The organism is Brucella sp. H1_1004 (assembly GCF_047308065.1).
Classification (GTDB): domain Bacteria; phylum Pseudomonadota; class Alphaproteobacteria; order Rhizobiales; family Rhizobiaceae; genus Brucella; species Brucella pseudogrignonensis_B.
Genome location: NZ_JAYKZA010000002.1, coordinates 1853750 through 1876878, shown reverse-complemented (window position 1 = coordinate 1876878; position 23129 = coordinate 1853750). Strand labels below are relative to the sequence as shown.

Here is a 23129-nt window from a genome sequence, read left to right as displayed (position 1 = left end):
GTGACTAGATCACAATGGTTCGTGGCTGCCAACGCTACATTGGAATAATCTTGCTCACTTTTGTAATAAACTGATGCGCATTTTTGCATATAAGGTTGCCGCAACCGGTGGCGATTGCCAGTGGTATGAAGTTGGGATAGGCAAGCTCGCATGACACGCGCAATCATGTTTCAGGGAATGGGTTCGGATGTCGGCAAAAGCGTGCTTGTTGCCGGTCTTTGCCGCGTTGCACGCAATCGCGGGCTCAAAGTCCGGCCGTTCAAACCGCAAAACATGTCGAACAATGCGGCCGTCAGCGATGATGGCGGCGAGATTGGACGCGCGCAATGGCTTCAGGCTCTGGCTTGTGGCGTGCCGTCATCGGTTCATATGAACCCGGTTCTGCTGAAGCCACAGACTGATATGGGCAGCCAGGTGGTTGTTCAGGGGAAAGTGCGGGGCGAAGCGCGTGGGCGCTATTATCAGCAGCTTAAGCCGCAATTAATGGCAGCGGTGATGGAATCCTACGCGATCGTCAGCGAAGGCGCCGATCTGGTGTTGATCGAAGGTGCGGGGTCGCCTGCCGAAATCAATCTGCGCGCCGGCGATATCGCCAATATGGGCTTTGCCACGCGTGCAAATGTGCCAGTCGTCTTGGTGGGTGATATTGATCGCGGCGGGGTGATTGCCTCACTGGTCGGCACGCACACAATTTTGTCTGATGAAGATCGCGCTATGGTGCGCGGTTTCCTGATCAACAAGTTTCGTGGCGATATTTCGCTGTTCGATGAGGGGCTTGAGGCGATTACCCGCTTTACGGGCTGGCGTTCCTTTGGGGTCGTTCCATGGCTGAAAGCCGTGTCGCGACTGCCTGCGGAAGATTCGGTTGTTCTGGAACGCGCTACGCGCGGTGATGCCAAAGCATTGAAAGTTGCAGTGCCGATGCTGCCGCGTATCGCAAATTTCGACGATTTTGACCCGCTGAAAGCAGAAAACCAGGTTGAGGTTGTCATGGTTCCGCCGGGACAGCCTTTGCCGCATGACGCAGGGCTTGTGGTTTTACCGGGAACAAAATCGACGATTGCCGATCTGATTGCATTTCGCGAAAACGGATGGGAGCGTGATTTGCAGCTCCATGTGCGGCGTGGCGGGCATGTGCTTGGTATTTGTGGTGGGTTCCAGATGCTTGGCAACCGGATAAGCGATCCGGGCGGTATCGAGGGTCAGGTGCGCGACATTGACGGGTTGGGGCTGCTGGACGTCAAGACTGTGATGGAACCGGAAAAAGTCGTGCGCAATGTTGCGGCTCACTCGCAACTTTATGATGCAGCACTTGATGGCTACGAGATTCATATAGGGCGAACCAATGGTCCCGACGCTATCCGCCCATTCGCGCGGATCGGCGATCACGATGACGGGGCAGTCTCGGCGAACGGTCGGGTGATGGGCACCTACCTGCATGGTGTTTTTGGTGCAGATGAGTTTCGTCGGCAATTTCTTGCAACGCTCGGCGTGAGCAGTTCGGGTGAGAATTATCGTGCAGGTATTGAAATGGCACTTGATGAACTGGCTGACGGTCTTGAAAACTGTCTTGATATTGATGCGTTGTTCGCACTCGATTGACGTCGCATGGGCGAAAGCTTAGTGTCAATTTGCACAACAGGTTTTGCCGGGACGAATCCCGGCGATACCAAAAGGGAATGCGACGGACGGACCCAATCCGGGCGTCTTTATCGCAGCCGACCCCGCGACTGTAGAGCGGAGAGGGATGAGGCAAGCCGGTTAATCGGCAACCACTGGAAACTAAGCGTTTCTGGGAAGGCGCTTCAAACCCTACGACCCGTGAGCCAGGAGACCTGCCTGTAGTGTGAAGGGCATTTTGTCCGCACCCCATGGGAGGTTTTCCCTGCTGCCTACACGGAGGTTGTCATGGCTGCACGTACCAAAAATTCTGTTCCCAGCACTTTAGCTATGCCGCTCGCAACGCGTCTTGCCACCGCAGTCGTTTCGCTGCTTCTCGGTGCATTTCTGATTTACGGCGTGGGTCTCGCCCATTCCGATACGCTGCACGATTCAGCGCATGATACGCGCCATTCATATGGGTTTCCTTGCCACTAAGCCGTTTAGCTTTTTGAAACAGGAAATGAGCAGCGCTTGATGGTGGACGGCCATCGGCGAATGATTGCTGTTGAGGGACTAAAATGTTGATCCGTTATCTTCTGGCCACGCTTGCTGCTGGCCTTTTGGCAGGGCTTCTGGTGACGCCTGCCATGTATTTGAAAACTGTTCCGCTGATTATTCAGGCGGAAACTTATGAAGACGCTGGTGGAAGTCATAGTCATGGTGATGCAGCCGAAGCGGCTGCACCGCACGATCATGCAGCAGCTGCAACCAGCGAAGGTGAAGATGAGGCCGGGGCAGAACTGCCGTTTGGTCGTCTGGGGAATACTATTCTCGCTAATCTCGTTGCGGGGGCAGGTTTTGCATTACTTCTCGGCGGTGTTGCTCTGTTGCTTGGTCGTCGTATTACGCCGCAGAACGGTATTTTCTGGGGTGTGGCCGGTTTCTTTGCAGTCGCTTTCCTGCCAGCTCTGGGGCTTTCGCCGGAACTGCCTGCGATGCCTGCCGCTGATCTGGCGCAGCGTCAGCTCTGGTGGATTTTGACGGTGGTGTTGAGCGGTGTCGGCATTTATTTGCTGGTTTTGCATGGTGAGATCATCTCCAAAATTTTCGGACTTGTGTTGATTATCGCACCACATCTTTATGGGGCACCGCATCCTGAAGATATTGCATCGCCAATCCCATCACTGCTTGCTTCGCAATATGCTGTCGCATCGCTTGCAACAAACTTGTTCATGTGGGCCGTCATTGGTCTTGCGCTGGGCTGGTTCATTCAGGCTTATGCAACGTCAGATATTGAAGGCTGATCGGCATGGCTCTGCCCCGAAATGAAAATGCAAAAATTACATTCGTTCTTGGCGGAGCTCGTTCTGGTAAGTCGTCGTTTGCGGAAAAACTGGTTGAGGACTCAGGACTTCAGCCAGTTTATCTCGCAACAGGGCGCGCATTCGACACAGAAATGGAAAGCCGTATTTCCATTCATCGCAACCGTCGCGGGAGTGAATGGCAGACGGTGGAAGAGCCACTCGATCTTGTAGGGGCGCTTCAAAAACACGTGGGGCATGACCGTTTCGTGCTGGTCGATTGCCTAACGCTCTGGACAACCAATCTGATGATGGCAGAGCAGAATATCGCTGCTGAAACTAAGACGCTGATAGCGGCATTGCCTCAGCTTTCAGGTCCAGTTGTTTTCGTTTCCAACGAAGTTGGCTTGGGTATTGTGCCAGAAAATCGGATGGCGCGGGAGTTTCGCGATCATGCCGGTTTTTTGCATCAGGCTGTGGCATCAGTGGCGGATGAAGTTTATTTCATGGCGGCAGGTCTGCCGCTCAAAATGAAGGGATAATTCGATGCAGGGACAAAAGATTCCAGCGACCGTAATCACCGGCTTCTTAGGTTCCGGCAAGACAACGATGATCCGCAATCTGCTGGAAAACGCCAATGGCAAGCGTATTGCGCTCATTATCAATGAGTTTGGCGATCTGGGCGTCGATGGCGGAATTCTGAAAGGCTGTGGTATTGAAAGCTGCCGTGAGGAAGATGTGATCGAACTTAACAATGGCTGCATCTGCTGCACCGTTGCCGATGATTTTATTCCGACCATGACCAAGCTTCTGGATCGTGCGGATCGTCCTGATCATATCGTGATCGAAACTTCCGGCCTGGCACTGCCTCAGCCGCTGGTCGCTGCTTTCAACTGGCCTGAAATCAAGACGCAGGTGACGGTCGACGGCGTGGTGACAGTTATTGATGCCGCGGCCGTTGCTGAAGGCCGCTTTGCTGACGACCACGACAAGGTAGACGCTCAACGTGCAGCGGATGAATCTCTTGACCATGAAAGCCCTTTAGAGGAACTTTTTGAGGATCAGATTCATGCAGCTGACCTTATTGTTTTGAACAAGGCTGATCTGGTTGATCCATCGAAACTTGATAGCGTGAAGGCCGATGTGGCGGAACGCTCATCGCGCCGCGTCAACATGGTGCCAGCAAGCTTCGGCAAGCTTGGTGCGGACGTGCTGCTCGGCCTTGGCGTGGGTACGGAAGACGATATTGCCAACCGCAAGTCGCATCATGAAATCCATCATGCTGATGGCCATGAGCACGATCACGATGAGTTTGAAAGCTTTGTGGTCGAAGCAGGCTCGGTTGCTGATCCAAAGGCATTTACTGAAAAGCTCAAGGCTGTGATTGCGGAACACGATGTTCTGCGTCTCAAAGGCTTTGTCGATGTGCCGGGCAAGCCGATGCGTCTGGTTGTGCAGGCCGTTGGCCAGCGTATTGAGCATTATTTCGACCGCCCATGGGGCAAGGATGAAGTGCGCAATACGCGCCTTGTCGTCATTGGTCTGCATGAGATTGACGAGCAGGCAATCACCAAAGCCGTGAAAGACGCCGTTTCGTAATGCATCTTTTACTTGCCCAGAAAGGAACGATAGGCGACGGCAATGAGGCCGTGGACCTCGGCCAGACGCCGGCTGACATATTGTTCCTTTCCGCTGCCGATACGGAGCTGGCTAGTATTTCACAGGCCTATAAGCTCGTGAAAAATGGGCCAAGCCTCCGGCTCGCCAATTTTCTAAGCCTCACACATCCCATGTCAGTCGACGCTTATATCGAGCGCACGGCACAACATGCGAGGCTTATTGTTGTGCGGATTATTGGTGGCGAGACCTATTGGCCTTATGGGCTTGAGGCGCTTCATGCCTGTGCGGTTTTACACGGCATCAAGATCGCAGTGCTGCCGGGTGATGATAAGCCTGATTACGGACTTGAACGGTTCTCAACTATTTCGTTGCAGGAGCGGAATGCTCTCTGGCAATATCTGATCGAAGGCGGAGCCGCCAATACGTCGCGCTTCCTTGATTATTGTTGCGCATTGATTGATGACAGCGAAAAGCCGGAAGAGGCTGCACCGCTTCTAAAAGCTGGGCTGTGGTGGCCCAATATGGTCGCGCCTTCGCTTGATCTCATCCGTCAGCAATGGAAGGCCGCTGATGCGCCTGCCGCGGCAATCATTTTTTATCGTGCGCTGGTGCAGAGCGGACAGACACAGCCAGTAGAAGCACTGATCAGTGCGTTGCAGGGTAAGGGCTTGAACCCTGTTCCGATTTTTGTTTCCAGCCTCAAGGATCGGCTTTCGGCGGCGGTTGTGGATGGCCAGTTTGAAGATTGCCAGCCGGATATTGTGCTCAATGCAACCGGCTTTGCGATTTCGTCGCCGGGGGCGGAGCGTAAACCCACTGTGCTTGATAAGCGCGGCAATATGGTTTTGCAGGTGATCTTTTCCGGTACGCCAAAGGCAACATGGGAATCGTCGCAGCAGGGTTTGCTGGCGCGTGATCTTGCGATGAATGTTGCATTGCCGGAAGTGGATGGTCGTGTGCTGTCGCGCGCAGTGTCGTTTAAATCGGCAAAGCAATTCGATAGCGCGGTTGAAGCCAATATCGTCACCCATGAACCGGATGAAGGTCGCGTGACTTTCGTTGCGGAACAGGCGGCAAACTGGGTGCGCCTGAAGCGTAAGAAGCCAGAAGAGCGCCGCGTTGCACTGATTCTTGCTAATTATCCGAACCGCGATGGCAGGCTGGGCAATGGTGTTGGGCTTGATACGCCAGCCGGAACAGTAGAAGTGATGCGCGCCATGGCAGGTGAGGGCTATCAGGTGGGTGATGTGCCTGCTGATAGTGATGCCTTCATGCAGCTTTTGATGGCCGGCCCAACCAATGCCGCACGTGATGGGCGTGTAATCCGCGAAGTTATTTCTCTGAGTCAATACAAAGCGTTTTTCAAAAAACTTCCCAATGTGATTCAGCAGGAAATTGAAACCCGCTGGGGCGGTCCGGAGAATGATCCGTTCTTTGATAGCGAGCTTGAAGGTTTTGCGCTGCCGCTCATGAAGCTTGGCGAAACCATTGCGGGAATTCAGCCAGCACGCGGTTATAATATCGATCCGAAAGAGACCTACCACTCGCCTGATCTGGTGCCGCCGCATGGTTATATCGCGTTCTACGCTTATCTGCGTGACGTAGCGAAGATTGATGCCATCGTGCATATGGGCAAGCATGGCAATCTGGAATGGCTGCCCGGTAAAGCCTTAGCGCTATCGGAAAATTGCTATCCAGAAGCGGTCTTCGGCCCTACGCCGCATGTCTATCCGTTTATCGTCAATGATCCGGGCGAAGGCACGCAAGCCAAACGTCGTGCGGGTGCTGTTATTATTGATCATTTGACACCGCCGCTGACGCGTGCCGAAAGCTATGGCCCGCTTAAAGATTTGGAAGCACTGGTTGATGAGTACTATGAGGCCTCGGGTGTTGATCCGCGCCGTTTGCTAAGGCTGAAAGCGCAGATACTTGATTTGGTGCGTGATATTGGTCTCGACCGCGATGCAGGCATTCACGACCATGACGATGAAGACATGGCGCTGCAAAAGCTTGATGCCTATCTCTGCGATCTCAAGGAAATGCAGATCCGCGATGGGCTGCATATTTTTGGTCTGGCCCCTGAAGGGCGTTTGCTCACCGATTTGCTGGTAGCGCTGGCACGTGTTCCGCGCGGCATTCCTGTTGCTCTGGGTGGTTTGCCGGGCGAACAGAGCCTGCAACGTGCAATCGCAAAAGACGCAGGCCTTGGCGAAGAGTTTGATCCACTCGATTGTGCAATGGCTGATCCATGGATCGGGCCGAAGCCTGCATTGCTTTTGGCGGCAAGCCCTGCAACTTGGCGTATTGCTGGTGATACGGTTGAACGTATCGAATTGCTTGCCGCACAGTTTGTTGAGGGCGAGGTTGATTGCCCGGCAGATTGGACGCAGACCAATGCCGTATTGCAATCGATCAATGATCATTTGCGCCCTATGGTGACATCCTGCGGACCTTCAGAGATTGAAGGTTTTCTGTCTGCTATTTCAGGGCGCTTTGTGCTGCCGGGGCCATCGGGTGCGCCAACGCGTGGTCGGCCTGATGTTTTGCCGACCGGACGTAATTTCTTCTCGACCGATAGCCGTGCTGTACCGACACCTGCCGCATGGGAGCTTGGTCGCAAATCGGCTGAATTGCTGATCACGCGTTATACGCAGGATCACGGCGAGTGGCCGACCTCGTTTGGCTTGACTGCTTGGGGCACGTCCAACATGCGCACAGGCGGCGATGATATTGCGCAGGCTTTGGCGCTGATCGGCGTAAAACCTGTCTGGGATATGGCTTCTCGGCGTGTCACTGGCTACGAGATCGTGCCGATTGCCAAGCTTGGGCGCCCGCGCGTGGATGTGACTTTGCGTATTTCCGGTTTCTTCCGCGATGCATTCCCCGAACAGATTGCACTGTTTGACAAGGCTGTGCGTGCTGTGGGTGCGCTTGATGAAGAGGCGGAAGACAATCCGATTGCTCGCAGCATCAAAGCTGAACAGGCGCGGCTTATCGCAACAGGTGCTGATGAAAAGACTGCCGAGAGTCGCGCGGGCTATCGTGTGTTTGGATCAAAACCCGGTGCCTATGGTGCTGGATTGCAGGCACTGATTGACGAAAATGGCTGGGCTGGTCGCAATGATCTGGCGGAAGCCTGGCTTGTATGGGGTGGATATGCCTATGGAGCGGGCGAAGAGGGGCAGGCGGAACGCGGTCTCCTCGAAGAGCGGCTTCGCTCTGTGCAGGCAGTGGTGCAGAATCAGGATAACCGTGAGCATGACCTGCTCGACAGCGATGATTACTACCAGTTCGAAGGTGGTATGGCCGCAACGGTTGAAAATCTGACTGGCGCGATGCCGACCGTCTATCACAATGATCATTCACGGCCCGAAAAACCGGTTATCCGCACGCTGGAAGAAGAACTTGCGCGCGTCGTGCGTGGACGTGCGGCTAATCCCAAGTGGATCGCTGGCGTGATGCGCCATGGCTATAAGGGCGCTGCTGAAATTGCCGCCACCGTCGATTATCTTTTCGCTTTTGCGGCTACGACTGGCAAAGTCGGCAATCATCACTTTGAGGCAGTTTATCAGGCCTATATCGCTGATGGAGCGGTGCATGATTTCATGTTTGATAAGAATCCGGCTGCCCTGAGTGAAACCGCTTCAAAGCTCAACGATGCAATTGAACGTGGCTTCTGGGTGCCACGTTCCAATTCAGCACGCTTTGAGCTGGAAAATCTTATGGAATATCGCACGAAAGCAGTGATGTGACATGCCACTCTTTGTTTGCAAGCAAAGTCTGATGTGGAAGATCTGTCATCTTCACCTGACCTTGCTAAACTTAAAAAAATGATTCCGGAAAGGGCATTAAATGGCTGAGAAATCTGCGAAACTTCTTTCGATGACGGAAGAGGAATTGAATGCCCGCCATGCGGATAAGATGCGCAAGAAGAAAGCCGCGCGCGACAAGATTCAGGCCACCAAAACCGACGAAAAAGGCCTTGTGATTGTCCATACGGGCAAGGGCAAAGGGAAATCGAGTGCTGGCTTTGGCATGGTTTTTCGCGCACTTGGGCATGGTATGAAGATCGGCGTTGTGCAGTTCGTCAAAGGTTCGTGGGATACGGGCGAGCGCTGGGTGTTGGAGAAGTTTCCCGAACAAGTCACAATTTCGGCCCTTGGTGAGGGCTTTACATGGGAAACGCAGGATCGTGCCCGCGATATCGCCATGGCGCGTGATGCATGGGAACAGGCGAAGGCCCTGATCCTCGATGAAAGCTATGACATGGTGCTTTGCGACGAGCTTAACATTGTACTGCGCTATGATTATCTGCCGGTTGAGGAAATCATCGAAGTGCTTGCCGCCAAGCCCGAGATGAAACACGTCATCATCACCGGCCGCAATGCTAAGGATGAGCTGATTGAGTTTGCAGATCTTGTGACCGAGATGGAGATGATCAAACATCCGTTCCGTTCGGGTGTAAAGGCGCAAAAAGGTATCGAGTTCTGATTTTCTACCAGTTCGATGACTTAGAAACCGAGCATCTGGCGAATGGGATTGCTCGGCTCCATCATTAGTCTTATGGCGAGCGCTAGGCTTACCACGATTAACAAGGGTTTGATGATACGCGAGCCTATCTTCATGGCAAGGCTTGCGCCAATTTGAGCACCGATGAACTGCGCAATACCCATGCAGATGCCGATTTTCCAGTTGATCGTGCCAACGAGAGCGAAAGTGGCAAAGCCGCCGATATTGGACGCGCAATTGAGCAGTTTGGTATGAGCGGTCGCTTTGAGTACGCCGTAGCCTGCAAGTGCGACGAATGCCAGCATGAAGAATGAGCCGGTTCCCGGACCAAACAGCCCGTCGTAAAAGCCAATCAATGGAACCAGCGTGACGCCAAACAGGAATGGTCCCATCCGGCGTGCGCGATCCACGTCACCAAGGCTTGGTTTCACCGCGAAGTAAATGGCAATTGCAATCAGCAGAACAGGCAGTGCCGCCCGCATGATGTCGACGGGCAGGACGGTTGCGAGAAGAGCACCGAGAACCGATCCAACAAGGGATGCAATGGCTTCTGGCCATTGTTCACTAATATTGACGTGGCCTTTGCGCGCATAAGCAATTGTTGCAGAGGAAGAGCCGAACAGCCCCTGAAGTTTGTTTGTGCCAAGCGCTTCGACAGGCGGCACACCTGCCAGAAGCAAGGCCGGGATCGTAATCATACCGCCTCCGCCTGCGATAGAATCGATAATGCCCGCAATGAAAGCGGCCATGGTCAGCAGAAGCGTTAATGTATCGAAAAATTCAAGCATGGAGGGGTCCGGCAAAAGTTGATGCAACATAAAGCAGACAACCACATTGCGCCAGACGGCTATTTGCGGAACCTTATCAAGGCTGACATTGTTTTTCGGTTCGTGCACCATTATCAATGCAGGTCTGTTCGGTATCAGGAGACAGTCATTCATGAGCGAAAGCTTTTTCGAACGTATTACTGCGTTTCTCAGCAAAAAGAGTGCTGTGCAGCGTGTTGCCGAAGATCCGGCGCTCGCCTCGGAACTGCTTCTTCTGCTTCATGTGGTCTTTGCCGATGGTGATCGCCATCCAGCGGAAATTGCTGCGTTCAGGCAGATCGTTTCCGAGAATTTTGGAATTTCGGCGGAAGAGTTGCCGGAAGTGACGGAATATCTCAAAGACTTTGGTTATGAGACGACCACCAAGCAGGCGGCTTCGATGCTGGCTGAAATGGCACCTGAACGCCGTGCTTCATTGTTGCGCGATCTGGTTCGGATTGCGCGTGCGGACGATCATGTTGATCAGTCAGAAACAACCATGATCAAGCGTATTGCAGATATTCTCGGTGTCACATCAGAGGATATCAGAGAAGCGCAGCAACCGGCGCCCCGTGCCGTCTAACGAAAACTTTGTTGCTCTTGGAATGGGCTGCTCCTCAGGCGTAAGTCTTGAGGAGCTTATTCTGCTGGCTGATAAAGTGCTGGCAATTGCCGGAGCGGAGCGGCCGGCGGTCATATCAACGATTATTACCAAACAAGATGATCCTATCTGGGGTCAACTCTCTCGGCATTATGATTGCGAGCTACGCTTCTTTGATGCTGCGCGGCTTGAACAAGAAACACCAAATCTCGAGCACCCGTCAGACGTGGTTTTCGCTACAGTTGGCTGCCATGGTGTCGCAGAATCTGCGGCTCTTGCGGCGGCTGGGGTTGATGCAGAACTGGTGGTCAGGAAAACAACCAGCGAACGCGCCACCGCAGCAATTGCGGTGACGCGAAGCATATGAGCTAAGCGATCTTCACTTTGCGACGTTGCACGATATAGGTTGCAACAGTGGCAATGAGCAGCAAGATTGCTGCTGCAACGATGACCGCCACATAGGCATTTTCGAATGCCTGAGATGCAAGGCTAATCAAGGCATTGGCATCAGTTGCGGGCATCGATTGTGCAGCAAGAAGTGCTTCATCAAGACTATCACGCACAATAGGCGGAATGTTTGAACCGGCAGGCAGGACAAAGCTGGCTGTGTAGAATGCCGACAAAATGCTGCCGAAGATTGTTACACCCAGCGCATTGCCAAGCTCGAATGAAACTTCTTCAACAGAAGCGGCCATGCCAGCCTTTTCAATAGGCGCATTGCCCATGATCGCTGACGATGCTGCTGTCATGACTGCACCAACGCCAAAGCCGAGAATTGTCAGGCCAGTGATGTAGAACATCGGTTCTTTTTTATAGGTCAGACTATAAATGATAATACCCGCTGCCGTAATACCAAGCGATGTCCAGAGGACTTTGCCTGCACCAAGACGTGGCAGTTGAATACCGGCAAGCGGGCCAGCCACGAATGCAGCCAACGGAATTGGCAGAATCATCAATCCTGCCTGTAAGGGTGACAAGCCCTCGATTAGTTGCAGGCGCTGACTGAAAACCAGTTCCATGCCCGTCAGCGAGCCTGATGCGACCAGAGCCGCAAATACGCCGGTCGAGAATAGCCTGTTGTTAAATAGCGAGAAGTCAATCAGCGGTTCCTTGCTCGCAAATTGGCGTCGCACGAAAATGGTCGTTGCAATGAGACCTATAATCAGGGCTCCCGCAAAGACAGTCATCGATGCATCGCGCTTGGCCAGTTCCTTGACAGCATAGGTTAGCGCGATCAGGCCAACCATGATCTGGATCGAGCCAACCAGATCCCATTTGCGCTTAGAGCCAAGGGGACGGTTTTCAAGGTTGAAGGCCGAAAGTGCCAACGCCACCAGAACTACAGGCACGTTGATGAGGAACACCGAGCCCCACCAGAAATATTCAAGCAGTATACCGCCTGCCACAGGGCCGATGGCAGCGCCGCCCGAGGCAATTGCCGCCCAGATGCCAATGGCAAGTGAGCGTTCTTTTTCGTCGGTAAAGGTCAGTCGAATGATGGATAATGTGGCAGGCATCATCATTGCTGCGCCGCAAGCGAGGAGTGCGCGCGCTGCGATCAGCACTTCAGGATTTGGCGAATAGGCTGCGCACAGCGAAGCGAGGCCAAACACTGCGAGACCATTCATGAACATGCGCTTATGGCCAAGCTTATCACCCAGCGTACCAAGGCCCGGCAGCAAGCCTGCCACCACCAGCGGATAGATATTCATGATCCAGAGCTTCTCGGAAGCACTTGCCGCCAGATCATGGGTGAGGCGGGGCAGTGCCGTGTAAAGCACTGTCATATCCACAACGATCAGGAACAACGCGCTGGAAACAATTGTGAGAACGAGCCAGCGATTTTGCGGCAACATTGGATTTAACCTTTTCAATACGATCGTATTCAAACTTGTCAGGGTGGCTGACATAATATAAATCCGTCCGTATGGAAAGTAAGAAATTGCAAAAAACCGGTCGTCCACGCTCAATCGACCGTGACCATGTGCTCGACATGGCCGAGAAGCTGGTTGCCGAGGGTGGTATCCTTGCGCTGACAATGGATGCGGTTGCGCAGGCTTCCGGCGTCACCAAGGGTGGCGTTCAATATTGCTTTGTAAATAAAGACGGGCTGATGAAAGCCATGATTGAGCGGTGGGGCGACCGTTTCGATGATCAGGTAACGGCGCGCAAACAGCACAGGCAGGATGCGATTTCACATATTGCAGCGCATATCGCTGTCACGCGTGAGAGCGATGCCGAAGATGATTCTCGATTTGCTGCGATGATGGCGAGCCTTATTCCCAACTCGCATTATTTGGATGAAACGCGTGCCTGGTATCGCAAGCAGTGGGATGGTCTTGATGTTTCGACGCCTGAAGGCAGGCGCGCTCGGCTGGCGTTTATTGCCAATGAGGGCGCATTTCTGCTTAGAAGCTTTAATTTCTTCGAGCTGACGCCGGAAGAGTGGCAGTCGATCTTCAACGATATTGAAGCGCTCTTGCCTGAAAAAGATTGACTCTTCTGTCATCTGACAGGCATTCGAAATGCCTGAACAGAGGAAGACAATGTGACAGTTCATTTCATTGGCGCTGGTCCCGGTGCTGCCGATCTTATCACTGTGCGCGGTTTGCGACTGATCGAGAGCTGTCCTGTCTGCATTTACGCAGGATCACTGGTGCCGAAAGATGTCATTGCGTCTGCACCTAAAGATGCGCTGCTGATTGATAGTTCCTCGCTCACGCTTGATGAAATCATTGCGGCGATTGAGGCTGCACACGCTCAAGGGCATGATGTTGCACGCGTACATTCAGGCGATCCGTCGATTTATGGCGCGATGGCCGAACAGATGCGCAGGCTTGATACGCTCAATATTCCTTATGATGTGACGCCGGGGGTTCCGGCTTTTGTTGCTGCTGCGGCTGCGATGAAGCAGGAACTCACAATCCCGGAAGTTAATCAGAGCATTATTCTCACACGCACTTCGGTCAAATCTTCTGCCATGCCGAAGGGCGAAGAGCTTGCTACTTTTGCAAAATCCGGTGCGACGCTGGTTATTCATCTTTCTATTCGCAATCTAGCGAAAATCGAGGCTGAGCTGATGCCATTTTATGGTGCTGACTGCCCGGTGGTTGTTGCCTATCGCATCGGCTGGCCAGATGAGCAGATTTTGCGTGGAACACTGTCTGATATTGCGAAGAAAATCGAGCTTTCAGGCGTTAAACGAACTGCGATGATCTTTGTAGGGCGTGGTCTTGATCCGAAGAATTTTCGTGACTCAGCGCTTTATCATGAAGCGCATAGCCATGTTGCGCGCTCAAAATCGTAAATTAGAACGAGCGAAATCAAGTGCTTCATCCACTGTCGCGACAATCGTTCTGGCCGCAACTGGTGGGCGGTTGATCATCATGACCGGGATGGCGAGATCACGGGCCGCTTTAATTTTAGCATAAGAAATGCTGCCGCCGGAATTACGGCTGACGATCAATCCGATTTTGCGTTCGCTGAGGAATTGGACTTCAGCTTCATAATCACCGGGCTTTGCCAGCACGATCTCGCAATCGTGCGGGAGGCTTACTTCCGGCGGGTCGATCATTCGTATAACGAAATGCACATCGTCACGTTTTGCAAATGGTGCAATATGCTGTCGTCCTAATGCGAGCAAGACGCGTTCATCGGCGCGGATAAGGTTCGCGGCTTGCACTTCACTCACGACATTAATCCAGTTGTCGCCACTTTCCTTTTCCCATGCTGGGCGTTCAAGCCTAAGCAGAGGGATATCTGTTATTTCAGATGCTTGCGCAGCATTTTGTGAAATGCGTTTTGCATAGGGATGCGTTGCGTCGATCAGGAGATCAATCTTCTCATTTACCAGATATGCCGCCAGACCGTCTGCGCCACCAAAGCCACCTGTTCGGATTTTACCGCTGATTGCTGTCGGGTTTGCCGTCCGGCCTGCAAGTGAGGTGATAGATTCAACGGGCAGGGAGACGAATGCACAAGCAAGTTTTGCTGCTTCTGCTGTGCCGCCAAGAATGAGTATCTTAGAGACGGGCAAGGATATTGCCTTTGCGATCCGTCACGATGATTTCGACCTCAACGGGCGCGCCGCGCAATGTTGCAACGGCAGTTTCTTTTGCTTTTTGCGCAATTGGCGCGGCCATGTCGATGCCAAGGTCTTGAGTCAATTCAAGGACTTCGAGTGCAGTGTTCGCAAAAAGAATCCGGTCCTTTATGGCAATTGGCGCACCAGCTTTTTCGGCGATTTGCCAGAGGAAGTTTTTATCGACCTGCGAGCGTGCCGAATGAAGATCAAGTTCCCCCTGTGCCAGCTTTGTTAGTTTAGCAAATCCGCCGGCAATTGTGAGCTTGTCGATTGGATGTTCACGCAGATATTTGAGAACACCACCTGCAAAGTCACCCATGTCAAGAATGGCGAATTCCGGCAGATCATAGATCGCCTGAGCTGCATCTTCGGAGGTTGAGCCCGTGGCAGCGAGCACATGTTTTTGCTTTTCGGCACGGGCTACATCGATGCCGCGATGGATCGAATGGATCCATGCGGAGCAGGAGAAAGGATGCACAACGCCTGTCGTGCCTAAGATAGAAATGCCGCCGACAATGCCAAGGCGCGGGTTCCAGGTTTTCTGTGCAATTTCCTCGCCACCCGGAACCGAGATCGTAACCACCAGATCAGCAGGCAGCCCATATTCAGCGCAAATCTGCTCGCAGATTTCGGTCATCATGCGGCGGGGTGTTGGATTGATTGCCGCTTCGCCCGGCTGAATTTGCAGGCCGGGTCGGGTTACAGTGCCCACACCTTCGCCAGCCTGAAACACAATGCCTGTTCCGGGAGGTGCGGGGAAGACTGTTGAGATGATTGTCGCGCCATGCGTTACATCAGGGTCATCGCCAGCATCCTTGACGATACCGGCCATGGCATAGCCTTCACCAAGTCCTTCATACTCGAGCTGGAAATAGGGCACTTCGCCTTTGGGCAAGATGATGCCGACCGGATCAGGAAATTCGCCCGTAATCAGCGCGGTGAGTGCTGCTTTGGTTGCTGCGGTGGCGCAGGCGCCAGTCGTCCAGCCACGACGCAAAGGTTCTTGCCCGTCATTTTGCGTTTTTTCCTTGCGGGGCGTGGTTTCGTCGTTCATGGATGCCTGCGGATTATCTGGTGACACATTGCAAAATGACTGAAAATATTCAACCCAACATTACCCCATCTGGCGCTGACAGGATAGCTTTGCCTGCAATGGAGCCGGGGCATGTCTGGTTGGTGGGCGCCGGTCCCGGAGATCCCGGTTTGCTGACGCTTCATGCCGCCAATGCATTAGGTCAAGCCGATGTGATTGTCTATGACGCTCTGGTTGACGAATCTTGCCTTTCGCTGAGAAATACCAAGGCTGTTCTTGAATATGCTGGTAAGCGCGGTGGCAAGCCGTCGCCGAAGCAGCGCGATATTTCGCTGCGTCTGGTTGAGCTGGCAAAACAGGGTAAAAAGGTTTTGCGCCTGAAAGGTGGCGATCCGTTCGTCTTTGGGCGGGGAGCTGAGGAAGCGATGACGCTCGTAGAACATAGCGTACCGTTTCGTATTGTGCCGGGCATTACAGCAGGCATTGGCGGCCTTGCCTATGCTGGAATCGCGGCCACGCATCGCGATATCAACCAATCGGTCACATTCCTCACAGGCCATGATGCAACCGGGCTGATGCCAGATCGCGTTCATTGGGAGGGGATTGCGCAGTTCTCTCCGGTTATAGTGATGTATATGGCGATGAAGCATATCGACCTTATCACAGAGCGTTTGATGGCTGCGGGACGCTCACCAGATGAGCCGGTGGCTTTTGTCTGTAATGCCAGCTTGCCTGAACAGGTGGTTTTGGAGACCACGCTGTCACGTGCGGTTGCCGATGTCGAAGCATCGGGTCTCAAGCCACCGGCAATTGTGGTTGTGGGCGAGGTTGTTAAGCTGCGCTCCGGGCTTGATTGGATAGGTGCGTCTCAGGGACGTAAGCTGACAAGTGATCCGCTTCATCTCAACAAGGAGAAGAGCGCATGAATGGTTTCATGATTGCTGCACCTGCCTCCGGTTCAGGAAAGACAACTTTAACGCTTGGGCTCCTGCGCGCTCTAAAACGGCGTGGCGAGGCGCTTGCACCGGCAAAAGCTGGTCCCGATTATATCGACCCTGCCTACCATAAGGCTGCGAGCGGTGTGGATTGTTTCAATCTTGATCCATGGGCCATGCGGCCAGAGCTTATCAGTGCTATTTCATCTCGTATGACTGAGGGCAACAAGCTGCTTGTTGTTGAAGGTATGATGGGGCTTTTCGACGGGGCGCTTGATGGAAAAGGCTCGTCGGCAGATTTGGCGCGTATGTTGGATCTGCCAGTGGTTCTGGTGGTTGATTGCGCACGCCAATCCCATTCCATTGCTGCACTCATTTCGGGTTTCAGCCAGTTTCGCAAGGACGTGCTGATTGCCGGGGTTATCCTTAATCGTGTTGGCAGTGGCAGACATGAAGCCATGCTGCGCGAAGCGATCAAGCCACTCGGTATTGCCGTGCTGGGCGTAATCCCGCGAGATGAAGCGCTGGTTTTGCCTTCAAGGCATTTGGGTCTCGTTCAGGCGGGTGAACATGCCGATCTGGACCGTTTCCTTGAGCACGCTGCGGATGTGGTTGATGCGCGTATTGATTTACGCGCATTGGAGCATATCTGGTCGCAGCCAAAGCATCATGAGGCTATGGCGAATGTTCCTCGCCTCACGCCGCTCGGAAACCGCATTGCAGTTGCGCGAGACGATGCCTTTGCCTTTGCCTATGCGCATCTGCTTGCAGGCTGGCGCAGGCGTGGCGCGGAGCTTTCATTCTTTTCACCGCTTGCTGATGAAGCGCCCGATGAAAACGCTGACGCTATTTATCTGCCGGGCGGTTATCCTGAGCTTTATGCCGAAAAACTGAGCCAAGCGAAGCATTTCCAGCAGAGCATGAGAGGCGCTGCGGATCGTGGCGTGCGCATTTATGGCGAGTGCGGAGGCTATATGGTGCTGGGTGAGACGCTGGAAGATTCGTTTGGCGTGAAGCATCCGATGCTCGGTCTGCTGCCGCTTGAAACAAGCTTTGCCAAGCGCAAAATGCATCTTGGTTATCGCAAGCTGGAACCTTTGTCGGGTTCGCCATGGCAGGTGCCACTTACGGCGCATGAGTTTCACTATGCCAGTATTGTGCGCGAAGGGGATGCCGAGCGGCTGTTCCGCGTTCGCGATGCGTTGGATAGCGAGCTGGGAGAGGCGGGGCTGCGCGTTGGTTCAGTTGCTGGCTCCTTCATGCATGTGATTGATTTTTCCGGAGAGAATGCCTGAACATGACTATTGAGCATGGCGGAGCACTGGATAAGGCCATAGCGCGCTTTGGCGGCAAGGCCGAAGACTGGCTTGATCTTTCAACGGGTATCAATCCCGAACATTTTCCACTGCCAGAATTGCCAGCGCCCTTGTGGAACCGTTTACCGGATGAGGGGCTATTGTTACGGGTTCTGACTGCGGCGCGTTCATATTACGAAGCAGGTCAGGATGCGCCAATCGTTGCCAGCTCGGGAACGCAGGCGCTGATTCAGCTTATTCCGACATTGCTTGAACCTGCGACGGTCGCCATTTTGGGCCCGACCTATCAGGAACATGCGGTAGCTTTTAAAGCGGCAAACTGGAATGTGATCGAATGTGCGACGCTCGACGACATCCCGGAGGATGCGCGGGTGGTCACAATCGTCAATCCGAACAACCCGGATGGCCGGATTATTGCGCGGCCTGATTTGCTGGGGCTCGCACGAAAGCTGGGTGAGCGCGGCGGCTTTCTGGTTGTGGATGAGGCTTTTGCCGATCCGCACCCGGAAGTGAGCATTGCAAGACATGCCGCAAATGCGCCGCTGGTCGTGTTAAAATCCTTTGGCAAGTTCTTTGGCCTTGCAGGTGTTCGGCTTGGGTTTTTGCTTGCAAATGATGAGCTTGTTAAGCGTGTTGCAGACAGGCTCGGTCCATGGGCCGTGGCGGGGCCAACCCTTGCAATTGCCATTCATGCTTTTGAAAGCGGTGTTGAGCTTGAGGCCTTTCACGGACGTATTGATACAAGACGGGCAGAACTGGTCGCGACGCTTGCGCGGTGTCAGCTCGTGGAAGTCGGTGGCACAGCTCTGTTTTCGCTGGTTGAACACGAAAATGCGTATGCAATTTACGATGCACTTTGTGAGCGGCATATTCTGGTCCGAAAGTTTGCCTATGCATCAAGCTGGCTGCGCATCGGACTAGCGCCCGATCAGGCGGGTCTTATGCGATTGGAACAGGCATTGCGGGATATTCTCCGCTTGAAAAAGTGATTCAGGAAAGCGCATCAAGTCCATGGAAATAAAGCTGATTATTCTTGCTTTAGCGCTTGTTCTGGATCGTGTGGTGGGTGATCCGCCACAGCTTTGGCAGAAAGTTCCGCATCCGGTGGTTCTGTTTGGCAAAGCAATCAGCTGGGGTGAAAAACGTCTCAACGATGATAGTCTTGCCGTCAATGCACTGCGTAGCAATGGCATGTGGCTGATAATCGGACTGGTCATTTCCTGTGTTGTAGTGGGGTTGGCGCTGGATTATTTGTTACCTTATCTCGGTACAGCGGGTGCGCTGGTCGAGATCATTATCGTTGCAGTGTTTCTGGCCCAGAAAAGCCTTGCCGATCATGTGCGGGCCGTGGCCTATGGGTTGCGTGAAGACGGAATTGAAGGTGGTCGCAAAGCAGTTTCAATGATTGTCGGACGTAACCCGGATCAGCTTGATGAAGGCGGGGTCAGTCGTGCGGCGATTGAAAGTCTTTCAGAGAATGCTTCAGACGGCATCATCGCGCCAGCTTTCTGGTTTTTGGTGGGCGGATTGCCGGGGCTATTCGCGTATAAGCTCATCAACACTGCCGACTCAATGATCGGTCATCTCAATGACCGCTACCGTCATTTCGGACGCTTTGCAGCGCGTCTCGATGATGTCGCAAACTATATCCCAGCTCGATTGACCGGATTACTTACAGCAATTGCTGCTGCATTCACGGTCGACAAAAAAGCGGGGAAAAGAACACTTAGGGTGATGTGGCGCGATGCGCCGTTGCATCGTTCGCCCAATGCTGGTTGGCCGGAAGCAGCCTTTGCGGGTGCGCTTGAACTCGCACTTGCCGGACCGCGTCAGTACGGAACTGAAAAAGTGGAAGCGCCGCTATTTTATGGCGAGGGCAAGCGCGAAGCCGATGCCGCTGATATTGACGCGGCACTTTCGCTTTTCTGGTCAATAATGAGTGTGACGACAGGGCTTGTTATTGTGGCAAGTCTCATTGGACTTATCCATCGGCTGGTATGAAACTCGTGCCGTCATAGCGTTGCAGACGGTTTGGATTGTCTGTTCGATTGCCATTCCCATCAAATTTCAGCGTGCCAATTGCTGTTTCAAACGAATTGTTTCGTAAGACGTCAATGACGGACAGCTGCTGTTCCTGCGCCTGTTTTATCGTCTTGGCTGCGAGTTCAACTGTAGCAAAGCCCATGACTGCATAGTCTTCCGGTAAGATGCCCGCCTTGCTGATGGCGTCTGTTGCAGGCTTGGCAGTTGAAAGGTCTTGTGCCTTTAGCGGAGCAACCATGAGTGTTCCATCGCTTAGCTTTTGTTGCCCGGGAGCAGCATTCAATACGCTGCCGCCCGCGATAGTCAGCGGATATTGAAGTGCCTGAGCACTCGCACCAATGGCGGCGATATCATCACGTTCGCCGCCTACATAAACATGGGTTGCACCGGCGCGACGCAATCGAGAAACAAGCGCATTCTGGTTTTCGAGCCCGGGCCGGTAGGTATCGGTAAAGACGGGCTGTAATTGCTGGTCTTTGAGACTGTTCAAAACATGCGCCGCACGCTCGCGACCTTCAATGGTGCCGTCATCAATGATAGCAAAGGGATGCGCGCGCCACAGACTGCCAAGGAAACTGCCTGTTGCCCGTGTTTCCTTGTCGAGCGAAGTTGTAAGACGAAAAACAGCCATTGTTGGTGATGCGCGTTTTTCGGTCAGTGTGGGTTCGCTTACTCCAGAGGTGATGACAGGAATATTGTTTTGGGTGAGCAGAGGCAGCGCTGCTTCAAGTGCTTCGGAGCACAAAAAACCAGCAGCTATCTGCACTCTGTCCTGAACAAAACTTTCGGCTGCTTGCTTGCCACCTTCTGCATCGCAGCGATCCTCTGCGATTGTAAGCCGTGCGTTTGCTGCCGTGGCTGCCACACTCGCGCCATCTCGGAGCTGTTTTCCCAGTGCTGCAAAGTTTCCGCTTAAGGGTGCGGCAAAGCCGATACGTATATCGTTTGTATTGTCCTGTGCTTTGGCGCTTGCGCCAAACATTGTGCCAACCGACAGGGCGATCAGCAGCAGCTTCAAATGCTTGCGCCCATCCAGTCCGTCGCGGAAAACCGCTGTATATTTTTCTGGAAACTGCTTTGGCGTGATCACAGAGGCGGTCTTCTTCAAACATTTCATGACAAATTCAACGAAAAGTGGGTAGCGGTTTCCTCGCCTTTGTGCAATGCCCGTAAGCAGATACAGGTAAACGGAGAGACATCTGCGCTAACCTGACAGTCAATACGGATAGTTGCTCACGTGCAAATGCAAAATAATGCTTCCCCCGATGCTGTTTCTGTTGAGCCAAAGACTTATCGCGATGCGATGAGCCATTATGCTGGCGCAGTTCAGCTTGTCACGACTGCTGGTTCAGCTGGCCGCCGTGGTCTTACATTGACCGCTGCTTGCTCGGTTTCGGATAATCCGCCGACTGTGCTGGTCTGTCTGCAGAAGTCGCATCCGGAAAATCATCTTTTCATTGAAAATGGTGTTTTTGCCGTCAATACGCTTGCAGGAATCCATGAACAGCTGGCCGATGCTTTTTCCGGTCGCTTGGGGATGACGCAGGATGAGCGTTTTGAGCTTGCAGAGTGGGACGTGCTAGCAACTGGCGCACCAACATTGATAAACGCACTTGCGGTTTTTGATTGTCGCGTAACGAGCGTTCAGGAACATTCAACCCATCATGTGCTTTTTGGTGAAGTGCTCGGCTTGCGTTCAAATGCCGATGAAGAAGCGTTGATTTATCTCAATCGCCGCTATCATAAGCTGGAACTCTGAACGTGTTAGGGGGAGGGAAAATGATCGGGCGCGGTGGATTGGTTGCAAGTCTGTTGCTGTTGACAGCAACATCTGCTTTCGCCCAAGGGCCGCTTCCTCCCTTCAAAGATGACTATTTTGCTTATCCAGGCGTGCTTAGCAGCGCCGATAATGGCGATTATAAAGTCATCGATTACAATGAAACGCGCGATATTAACGGCCGCGATGCTGTACCGGAAAAGCGCGCCAAGGATGCCTATGTTTCGCTAAAAGCGCGGGCCTATCAAAAAGATATGGTCTTTCAGACAGCGGCAGGTCCGGTAAAGGCTATGGCTGTGGGCAAGCAGAACGGCGCTTCGTTCATTGTTATTTATTTGCATGGACGCGGCGGCAATCGCCTGCAGGGCATGAATGACTTTACTTTCGGCGGTAATTTCAACCGCGTCAAAAATCTGGCTGCACTCAATAGCGGACTTTATCTGACGCCGGACTTCAAAGATTTTGCCGCAGCGGGTGAAGCACAGATTGCCGGGCTCATTGAAACTGCCAAGGCAACATCACCATCGGCACCAGTTATTTTGGCTTGCGGGTCGCAAGGTGGGGCGCTTTGCTGGCGCATCGCCTCCAATCAAAAAGCTGGCAATCAGCTTGCGGGATTGATCCTGATGGGTTCGCTGTGGGATGAAGGTTTCTTTAAGTCCCCGGCCTTCAAAAAGCGTTTGCCGGTGTTTTTCGGCCATGGCAGTCGTGATCCGGTTTTTGCTGTCGATAAGCAAGAGAGTTTCTATCGGGAAATCCGCAAGCGTTCACCCGGTTATCCTGTTCAGTTCCGCCGTTTTGAAAGTGGCAACCATGGGACGCCGATCAGAATGAGCGACTGGCGCGAGATGTTGAACTGGATATTCACGAAACAATGATGACGTCGTTGGGGATGCTCAACGAAAAACCGGCATTGTGGCCTTCCTGCCACTCGACAATCTGCCAAAAGCGAATAGTTATCTCAGTTAAAATTTTACCTAATCAGCAGATCGTAAGAGGTTGATCATGTACGGACGCACCCGCAACGGAGCCCGTTTGTTTGTTATTGCTATGCTGGCTCCACTCGCTGCCGCTTGTACGACAACCACGCAAAATGCGACGGTTCCTGGCAAGTCGGAAGCTCCTGTTGCAGCTTCCAGCGTTTCATTTCCGCGCTTTGTTCCGACCTATTCGGTTGATTCATCGCTTGCTCAGCCTTGCATCACAGCTGCTGCTAACAAGTATTTCTTGCCTGAACGTGTGATTAGTGCCGTGAATTCTCGTCCGGGTGCCGGTGGTGGTACAGATGTTGACCTGAAGGTTGATCTGCGCACCGCTGTTTGCCAGCTTTCTGCAAGTGGTTCAGTTCGCTCAGTTATCGATACATCGCCTAAGAGTGCCGATCAGGTTGCAGCGGAAGCCGCAGCGGCTCAGACGGCTTCGGCTGCCTCAGCGCCGAAAAAATCGAAGAAGAAGTGATTCAATAAAACCTCGTAAGATGTGAAAAAGGCAGGGATTTCCCT

At 53.2% G+C, this 23129-nt stretch carries 23 protein-coding genes and 1 riboswitch; of the genes, 18 read left to right on the top strand and 5 right to left on the bottom strand.

All coding sequences use genetic code 11. The annotated features are described in order from the left end of the window. The first annotated feature begins 150 nt into the window (after positions 1 to 150). The 7 genes from U2P60_RS16515 to cobO all read left to right on the top strand — a co-directional run bounded on the left by U2P60_RS16515 (position 151) and on the right by cobO (position 9014). Positions 151 to 1602: a cobyric acid synthase gene (locus U2P60_RS16515; RefSeq protein WP_413573388.1), complete on the top strand. Its 1452-nt coding sequence runs from the start codon at positions 151 to 153 to the stop codon at positions 1600 to 1602. Between the two features lie 21 nt (positions 1603 to 1623). Continuing rightward, a riboswitch (cobalamin riboswitch) is annotated at positions 1624 to 1858 on the top strand. Positions 1859 to 1908: 50 nt separating this feature from the next. Further along, complete coding sequence (locus U2P60_RS16510) at positions 1909 to 2097, top strand: CbtB domain-containing protein (RefSeq protein WP_413573387.1); 189 nt, start codon at positions 1909 to 1911, stop codon at positions 2095 to 2097. An 83-nt stretch (positions 2098 to 2180) separates the two neighbouring features. Continuing rightward, complete coding sequence (locus U2P60_RS16505) at positions 2181 to 2906, top strand: CbtA family protein (RefSeq protein WP_313826682.1); 726 nt, start codon at positions 2181 to 2183, stop codon at positions 2904 to 2906. A 5-nt stretch (positions 2907 to 2911) separates the two neighbouring features. Further along, positions 2912 to 3445, top strand: coding sequence for a bifunctional adenosylcobinamide kinase/adenosylcobinamide-phosphate guanylyltransferase (gene cobU, locus U2P60_RS16500; RefSeq protein ID WP_313826681.1), 534 nt, complete (start codon positions 2912 to 2914; stop codon positions 3443 to 3445). A gap of 4 nt (positions 3446 to 3449) precedes the next feature. Next, complete coding sequence (cobW, locus tag U2P60_RS16495) at positions 3450 to 4502, top strand: cobalamin biosynthesis protein CobW (RefSeq protein ID WP_313826680.1); 1053 nt, start codon at positions 3450 to 3452, stop codon at positions 4500 to 4502. Continuing rightward, positions 4502 to 8275 carry a cobaltochelatase subunit CobN gene (cobN, locus tag U2P60_RS16490; RefSeq protein WP_413573386.1) on the top strand — a complete coding sequence of 1258 codons (3774 nt, stop codon included), beginning with the start codon at positions 4502 to 4504 and terminating at the stop codon, positions 8273 to 8275. The genes cobW and cobN overlap by 1 nt, the downstream gene beginning before the upstream one ends. Before the next feature lie 100 nt (positions 8276 to 8375). After that, positions 8376 to 9014 carry a cob(I)yrinic acid a,c-diamide adenosyltransferase gene (cobO, locus tag U2P60_RS16485; protein WP_064320764.1) on the top strand — a complete coding sequence of 213 codons (639 nt, stop codon included), beginning with the start codon at positions 8376 to 8378 and terminating at the stop codon, positions 9012 to 9014. Between the two features lie 20 nt (positions 9015 to 9034). Here cobO and U2P60_RS16480 read toward each other — a convergent pair whose 3' ends face one another. Next, entirely contained in the window at positions 9035 to 9820 is a 786-nt protein-coding gene (locus U2P60_RS16480) for a TSUP family transporter (protein WP_413573833.1), read from the bottom strand. A gap of 151 nt (positions 9821 to 9971) precedes the next feature. On the opposite strand from U2P60_RS16480, the gene U2P60_RS16475 reads away from it, so the two are divergent. Then, positions 9972 to 10421, top strand: a complete 450-nt coding sequence (locus U2P60_RS16475; RefSeq protein ID WP_413573385.1) for a TerB family tellurite resistance protein — start codon at positions 9972 to 9974, stop codon at positions 10419 to 10421. A gap of 22 nt (positions 10422 to 10443) precedes the next feature. Then, the gene (locus U2P60_RS16470) at positions 10444 to 10806 is read left to right on the top strand and encodes a cobalamin biosynthesis protein (RefSeq protein WP_413573832.1); all 363 of its coding nucleotides are present in this window, start codon (positions 10444 to 10446) and stop codon (positions 10804 to 10806) included. 1 nt (position 10807) lies between these two features. Here the strand turns inward: U2P60_RS16470 and U2P60_RS16465 are convergent, their stop codons facing one another. Beyond that, positions 10808 to 12295 (bottom strand): MFS transporter, encoded by a 1488-nt coding sequence (locus tag U2P60_RS16465; RefSeq protein WP_413573384.1) that lies wholly within the window; start codon positions 12293 to 12295, stop codon positions 10808 to 10810. 86 nt (positions 12296 to 12381) lie between these two features. Between U2P60_RS16465 and U2P60_RS16460 the strand changes: the two genes are divergently transcribed. Together U2P60_RS16460 and cobM are read left to right on the top strand one after the other, a co-directional pair. Continuing rightward, complete coding sequence (locus U2P60_RS16460; RefSeq protein ID WP_413573383.1) at positions 12382 to 12936, top strand: TetR/AcrR family transcriptional regulator; 555 nt, start codon at positions 12382 to 12384, stop codon at positions 12934 to 12936. A gap of 51 nt (positions 12937 to 12987) precedes the next feature. After that, complete coding sequence (cobM, locus tag U2P60_RS16455; protein WP_413573382.1) at positions 12988 to 13746, top strand: precorrin-4 C(11)-methyltransferase; 759 nt, start codon at positions 12988 to 12990, stop codon at positions 13744 to 13746. On the opposite strand, the gene U2P60_RS16450 is transcribed toward cobM, so the two are convergent. After that, positions 13735 to 14475 carry a cobalt-precorrin-6A reductase gene (locus U2P60_RS16450; RefSeq protein WP_413573381.1) on the bottom strand — a complete coding sequence of 247 codons (741 nt, stop codon included), beginning with the start codon at positions 14473 to 14475 and terminating at the stop codon, positions 13735 to 13737. The two genes, cobM and U2P60_RS16450, sit on opposite strands and share 12 nt — an antisense overlap. Beyond that, a complete protein-coding gene (locus tag U2P60_RS16445; protein WP_413573380.1) occupies positions 14462 to 15577 on the bottom strand; it encodes a cobalt-precorrin-5B (C(1))-methyltransferase in 1116 nt (371 codons plus the stop codon). Before U2P60_RS16445 ends, U2P60_RS16450 begins: the two co-directional genes overlap by 14 nt. A 35-nt stretch (positions 15578 to 15612) precedes the next feature. On the opposite strand from U2P60_RS16445, the gene cobA reads away from it, so the two are divergent. Genes cobA through cbiB form a run of 4 tightly spaced genes read left to right on the top strand, consistent with a single transcriptional unit; the run spans position 15613 to position 19808 of the window. After that, positions 15613 to 16482: a uroporphyrinogen-III C-methyltransferase gene (cobA, locus tag U2P60_RS16440; RefSeq protein ID WP_313826673.1), complete on the top strand. Its 870-nt coding sequence runs from the start codon at positions 15613 to 15615 to the stop codon at positions 16480 to 16482. Then, positions 16479 to 17786 (top strand): cobyrinate a,c-diamide synthase, encoded by a 1308-nt coding sequence (locus U2P60_RS16435; RefSeq protein ID WP_413573379.1) that lies wholly within the window; start codon positions 16479 to 16481, stop codon positions 17784 to 17786. The genes cobA and U2P60_RS16435 overlap by 4 nt, the downstream gene beginning before the upstream one ends. Beyond that, a complete protein-coding gene (gene cobD, locus U2P60_RS16430) occupies positions 17783 to 18796 on the top strand; it encodes a threonine-phosphate decarboxylase CobD (protein ID WP_413573830.1) in 1014 nt (337 codons plus the stop codon). Before U2P60_RS16435 ends, cobD begins: the two co-directional genes overlap by 4 nt. 22 nt (positions 18797 to 18818) lie before the next feature. After that, complete coding sequence (gene cbiB / locus U2P60_RS16425) at positions 18819 to 19808, top strand: adenosylcobinamide-phosphate synthase CbiB (protein WP_413573378.1); 990 nt, start codon at positions 18819 to 18821, stop codon at positions 19806 to 19808. On the opposite strand, the gene U2P60_RS16420 is transcribed toward cbiB, so the two are convergent. Beyond that, complete coding sequence (locus U2P60_RS16420) at positions 19789 to 20832, bottom strand: branched-chain amino acid ABC transporter substrate-binding protein (protein WP_413573829.1); 1044 nt, start codon at positions 20830 to 20832, stop codon at positions 19789 to 19791. The two genes, cbiB and U2P60_RS16420, sit on opposite strands and share 20 nt — an antisense overlap. A gap of 261 nt (positions 20833 to 21093) precedes the next feature. Here U2P60_RS16420 and U2P60_RS16415 point away from each other — a divergent pair, with 261 nt between their 5' ends. From U2P60_RS16415 to U2P60_RS16405, 3 genes are all read left to right on the top strand, one after another. Then, on the top strand, positions 21094 to 21609 hold the full coding sequence (locus tag U2P60_RS16415) for a flavin reductase (protein ID WP_413573827.1): 516 nt from the start codon (positions 21094 to 21096) through the stop codon (positions 21607 to 21609). A 20-nt stretch (positions 21610 to 21629) separates the two neighbouring features. Continuing rightward, positions 21630 to 22505: an alpha/beta hydrolase gene (locus U2P60_RS16410; RefSeq protein WP_413573377.1), complete on the top strand. Its 876-nt coding sequence runs from the start codon at positions 21630 to 21632 to the stop codon at positions 22503 to 22505. Positions 22506 to 22632: 127 nt separating this feature from the next. After that, a complete protein-coding gene (locus U2P60_RS16405) occupies positions 22633 to 23085 on the top strand; it encodes a hypothetical protein (protein WP_413573375.1) in 453 nt (150 codons plus the stop codon). Positions 23086 to 23129: the final 44 nt, after the last annotated feature.

Excerpts from the sequence above, each read along its gene's own strand:
- U2P60_RS16515 (WP_413573388.1), top strand. The coding sequence starts at position 151 with ATGACACGCGCAATCATGTTTCAGGGAATGGGTTCGGATGTCGGCAAA.
- U2P60_RS16510 (WP_413573387.1), top strand. The coding sequence starts at position 1,909 with ATGGCTGCACGTACCAAAAATTCTGTTCCCAGCACTTTAGCTATGCCG.
- U2P60_RS16505 (WP_313826682.1), top strand. The coding sequence starts at position 2,181 with ATGTTGATCCGTTATCTTCTGGCCACGCTTGCTGCTGGCCTTTTGGCA.
- cobU (WP_313826681.1), top strand. The coding sequence starts at position 2,912 with ATGGCTCTGCCCCGAAATGAAAATGCAAAAATTACATTCGTTCTTGGC.
- cobW (WP_313826680.1), top strand. The coding sequence starts at position 3,450 with ATGCAGGGACAAAAGATTCCAGCGACCGTAATCACCGGCTTCTTAGGT.
- cobN (WP_413573386.1), top strand. The coding sequence starts at position 4,502 with ATGCATCTTTTACTTGCCCAGAAAGGAACGATAGGCGACGGCAATGAG.
- cobO (WP_064320764.1), top strand. The coding sequence starts at position 8,376 with ATGGCTGAGAAATCTGCGAAACTTCTTTCGATGACGGAAGAGGAATTG.
- U2P60_RS16480 (WP_413573833.1), bottom strand. The coding sequence starts at position 9,820 with ATGCTTGAATTTTTCGATACATTAACGCTTCTGCTGACCATGGCCGCT.
- U2P60_RS16475 (WP_413573385.1), top strand. The coding sequence starts at position 9,972 with ATGAGCGAAAGCTTTTTCGAACGTATTACTGCGTTTCTCAGCAAAAAG.
- U2P60_RS16470 (WP_413573832.1), top strand. The coding sequence starts at position 10,444 with ATGGGCTGCTCCTCAGGCGTAAGTCTTGAGGAGCTTATTCTGCTGGCT.
- U2P60_RS16465 (WP_413573384.1), bottom strand. The coding sequence starts at position 12,295 with ATGTTGCCGCAAAATCGCTGGCTCGTTCTCACAATTGTTTCCAGCGCG.
- U2P60_RS16445 (WP_413573380.1), bottom strand. The coding sequence starts at position 15,577 with ATGAACGACGAAACCACGCCCCGCAAGGAAAAAACGCAAAATGACGGG.
- cobA (WP_313826673.1), top strand. The coding sequence starts at position 15,613 with ATGACTGAAAATATTCAACCCAACATTACCCCATCTGGCGCTGACAGG.
- U2P60_RS16435 (WP_413573379.1), top strand. The coding sequence starts at position 16,479 with ATGAATGGTTTCATGATTGCTGCACCTGCCTCCGGTTCAGGAAAGACA.
- cbiB (WP_413573378.1), top strand. The coding sequence starts at position 18,819 with ATGGAAATAAAGCTGATTATTCTTGCTTTAGCGCTTGTTCTGGATCGT.
- U2P60_RS16420 (WP_413573829.1), bottom strand. The coding sequence starts at position 20,832 with ATGTTTGGCGCAAGCGCCAAAGCACAGGACAATACAAACGATATACGT.
- U2P60_RS16415 (WP_413573827.1), top strand. The coding sequence starts at position 21,094 with ATGCAAAATAATGCTTCCCCCGATGCTGTTTCTGTTGAGCCAAAGACT.
- U2P60_RS16410 (WP_413573377.1), top strand. The coding sequence starts at position 21,630 with ATGATCGGGCGCGGTGGATTGGTTGCAAGTCTGTTGCTGTTGACAGCA.
- U2P60_RS16405 (WP_413573375.1), top strand. The coding sequence starts at position 22,633 with ATGTACGGACGCACCCGCAACGGAGCCCGTTTGTTTGTTATTGCTATG.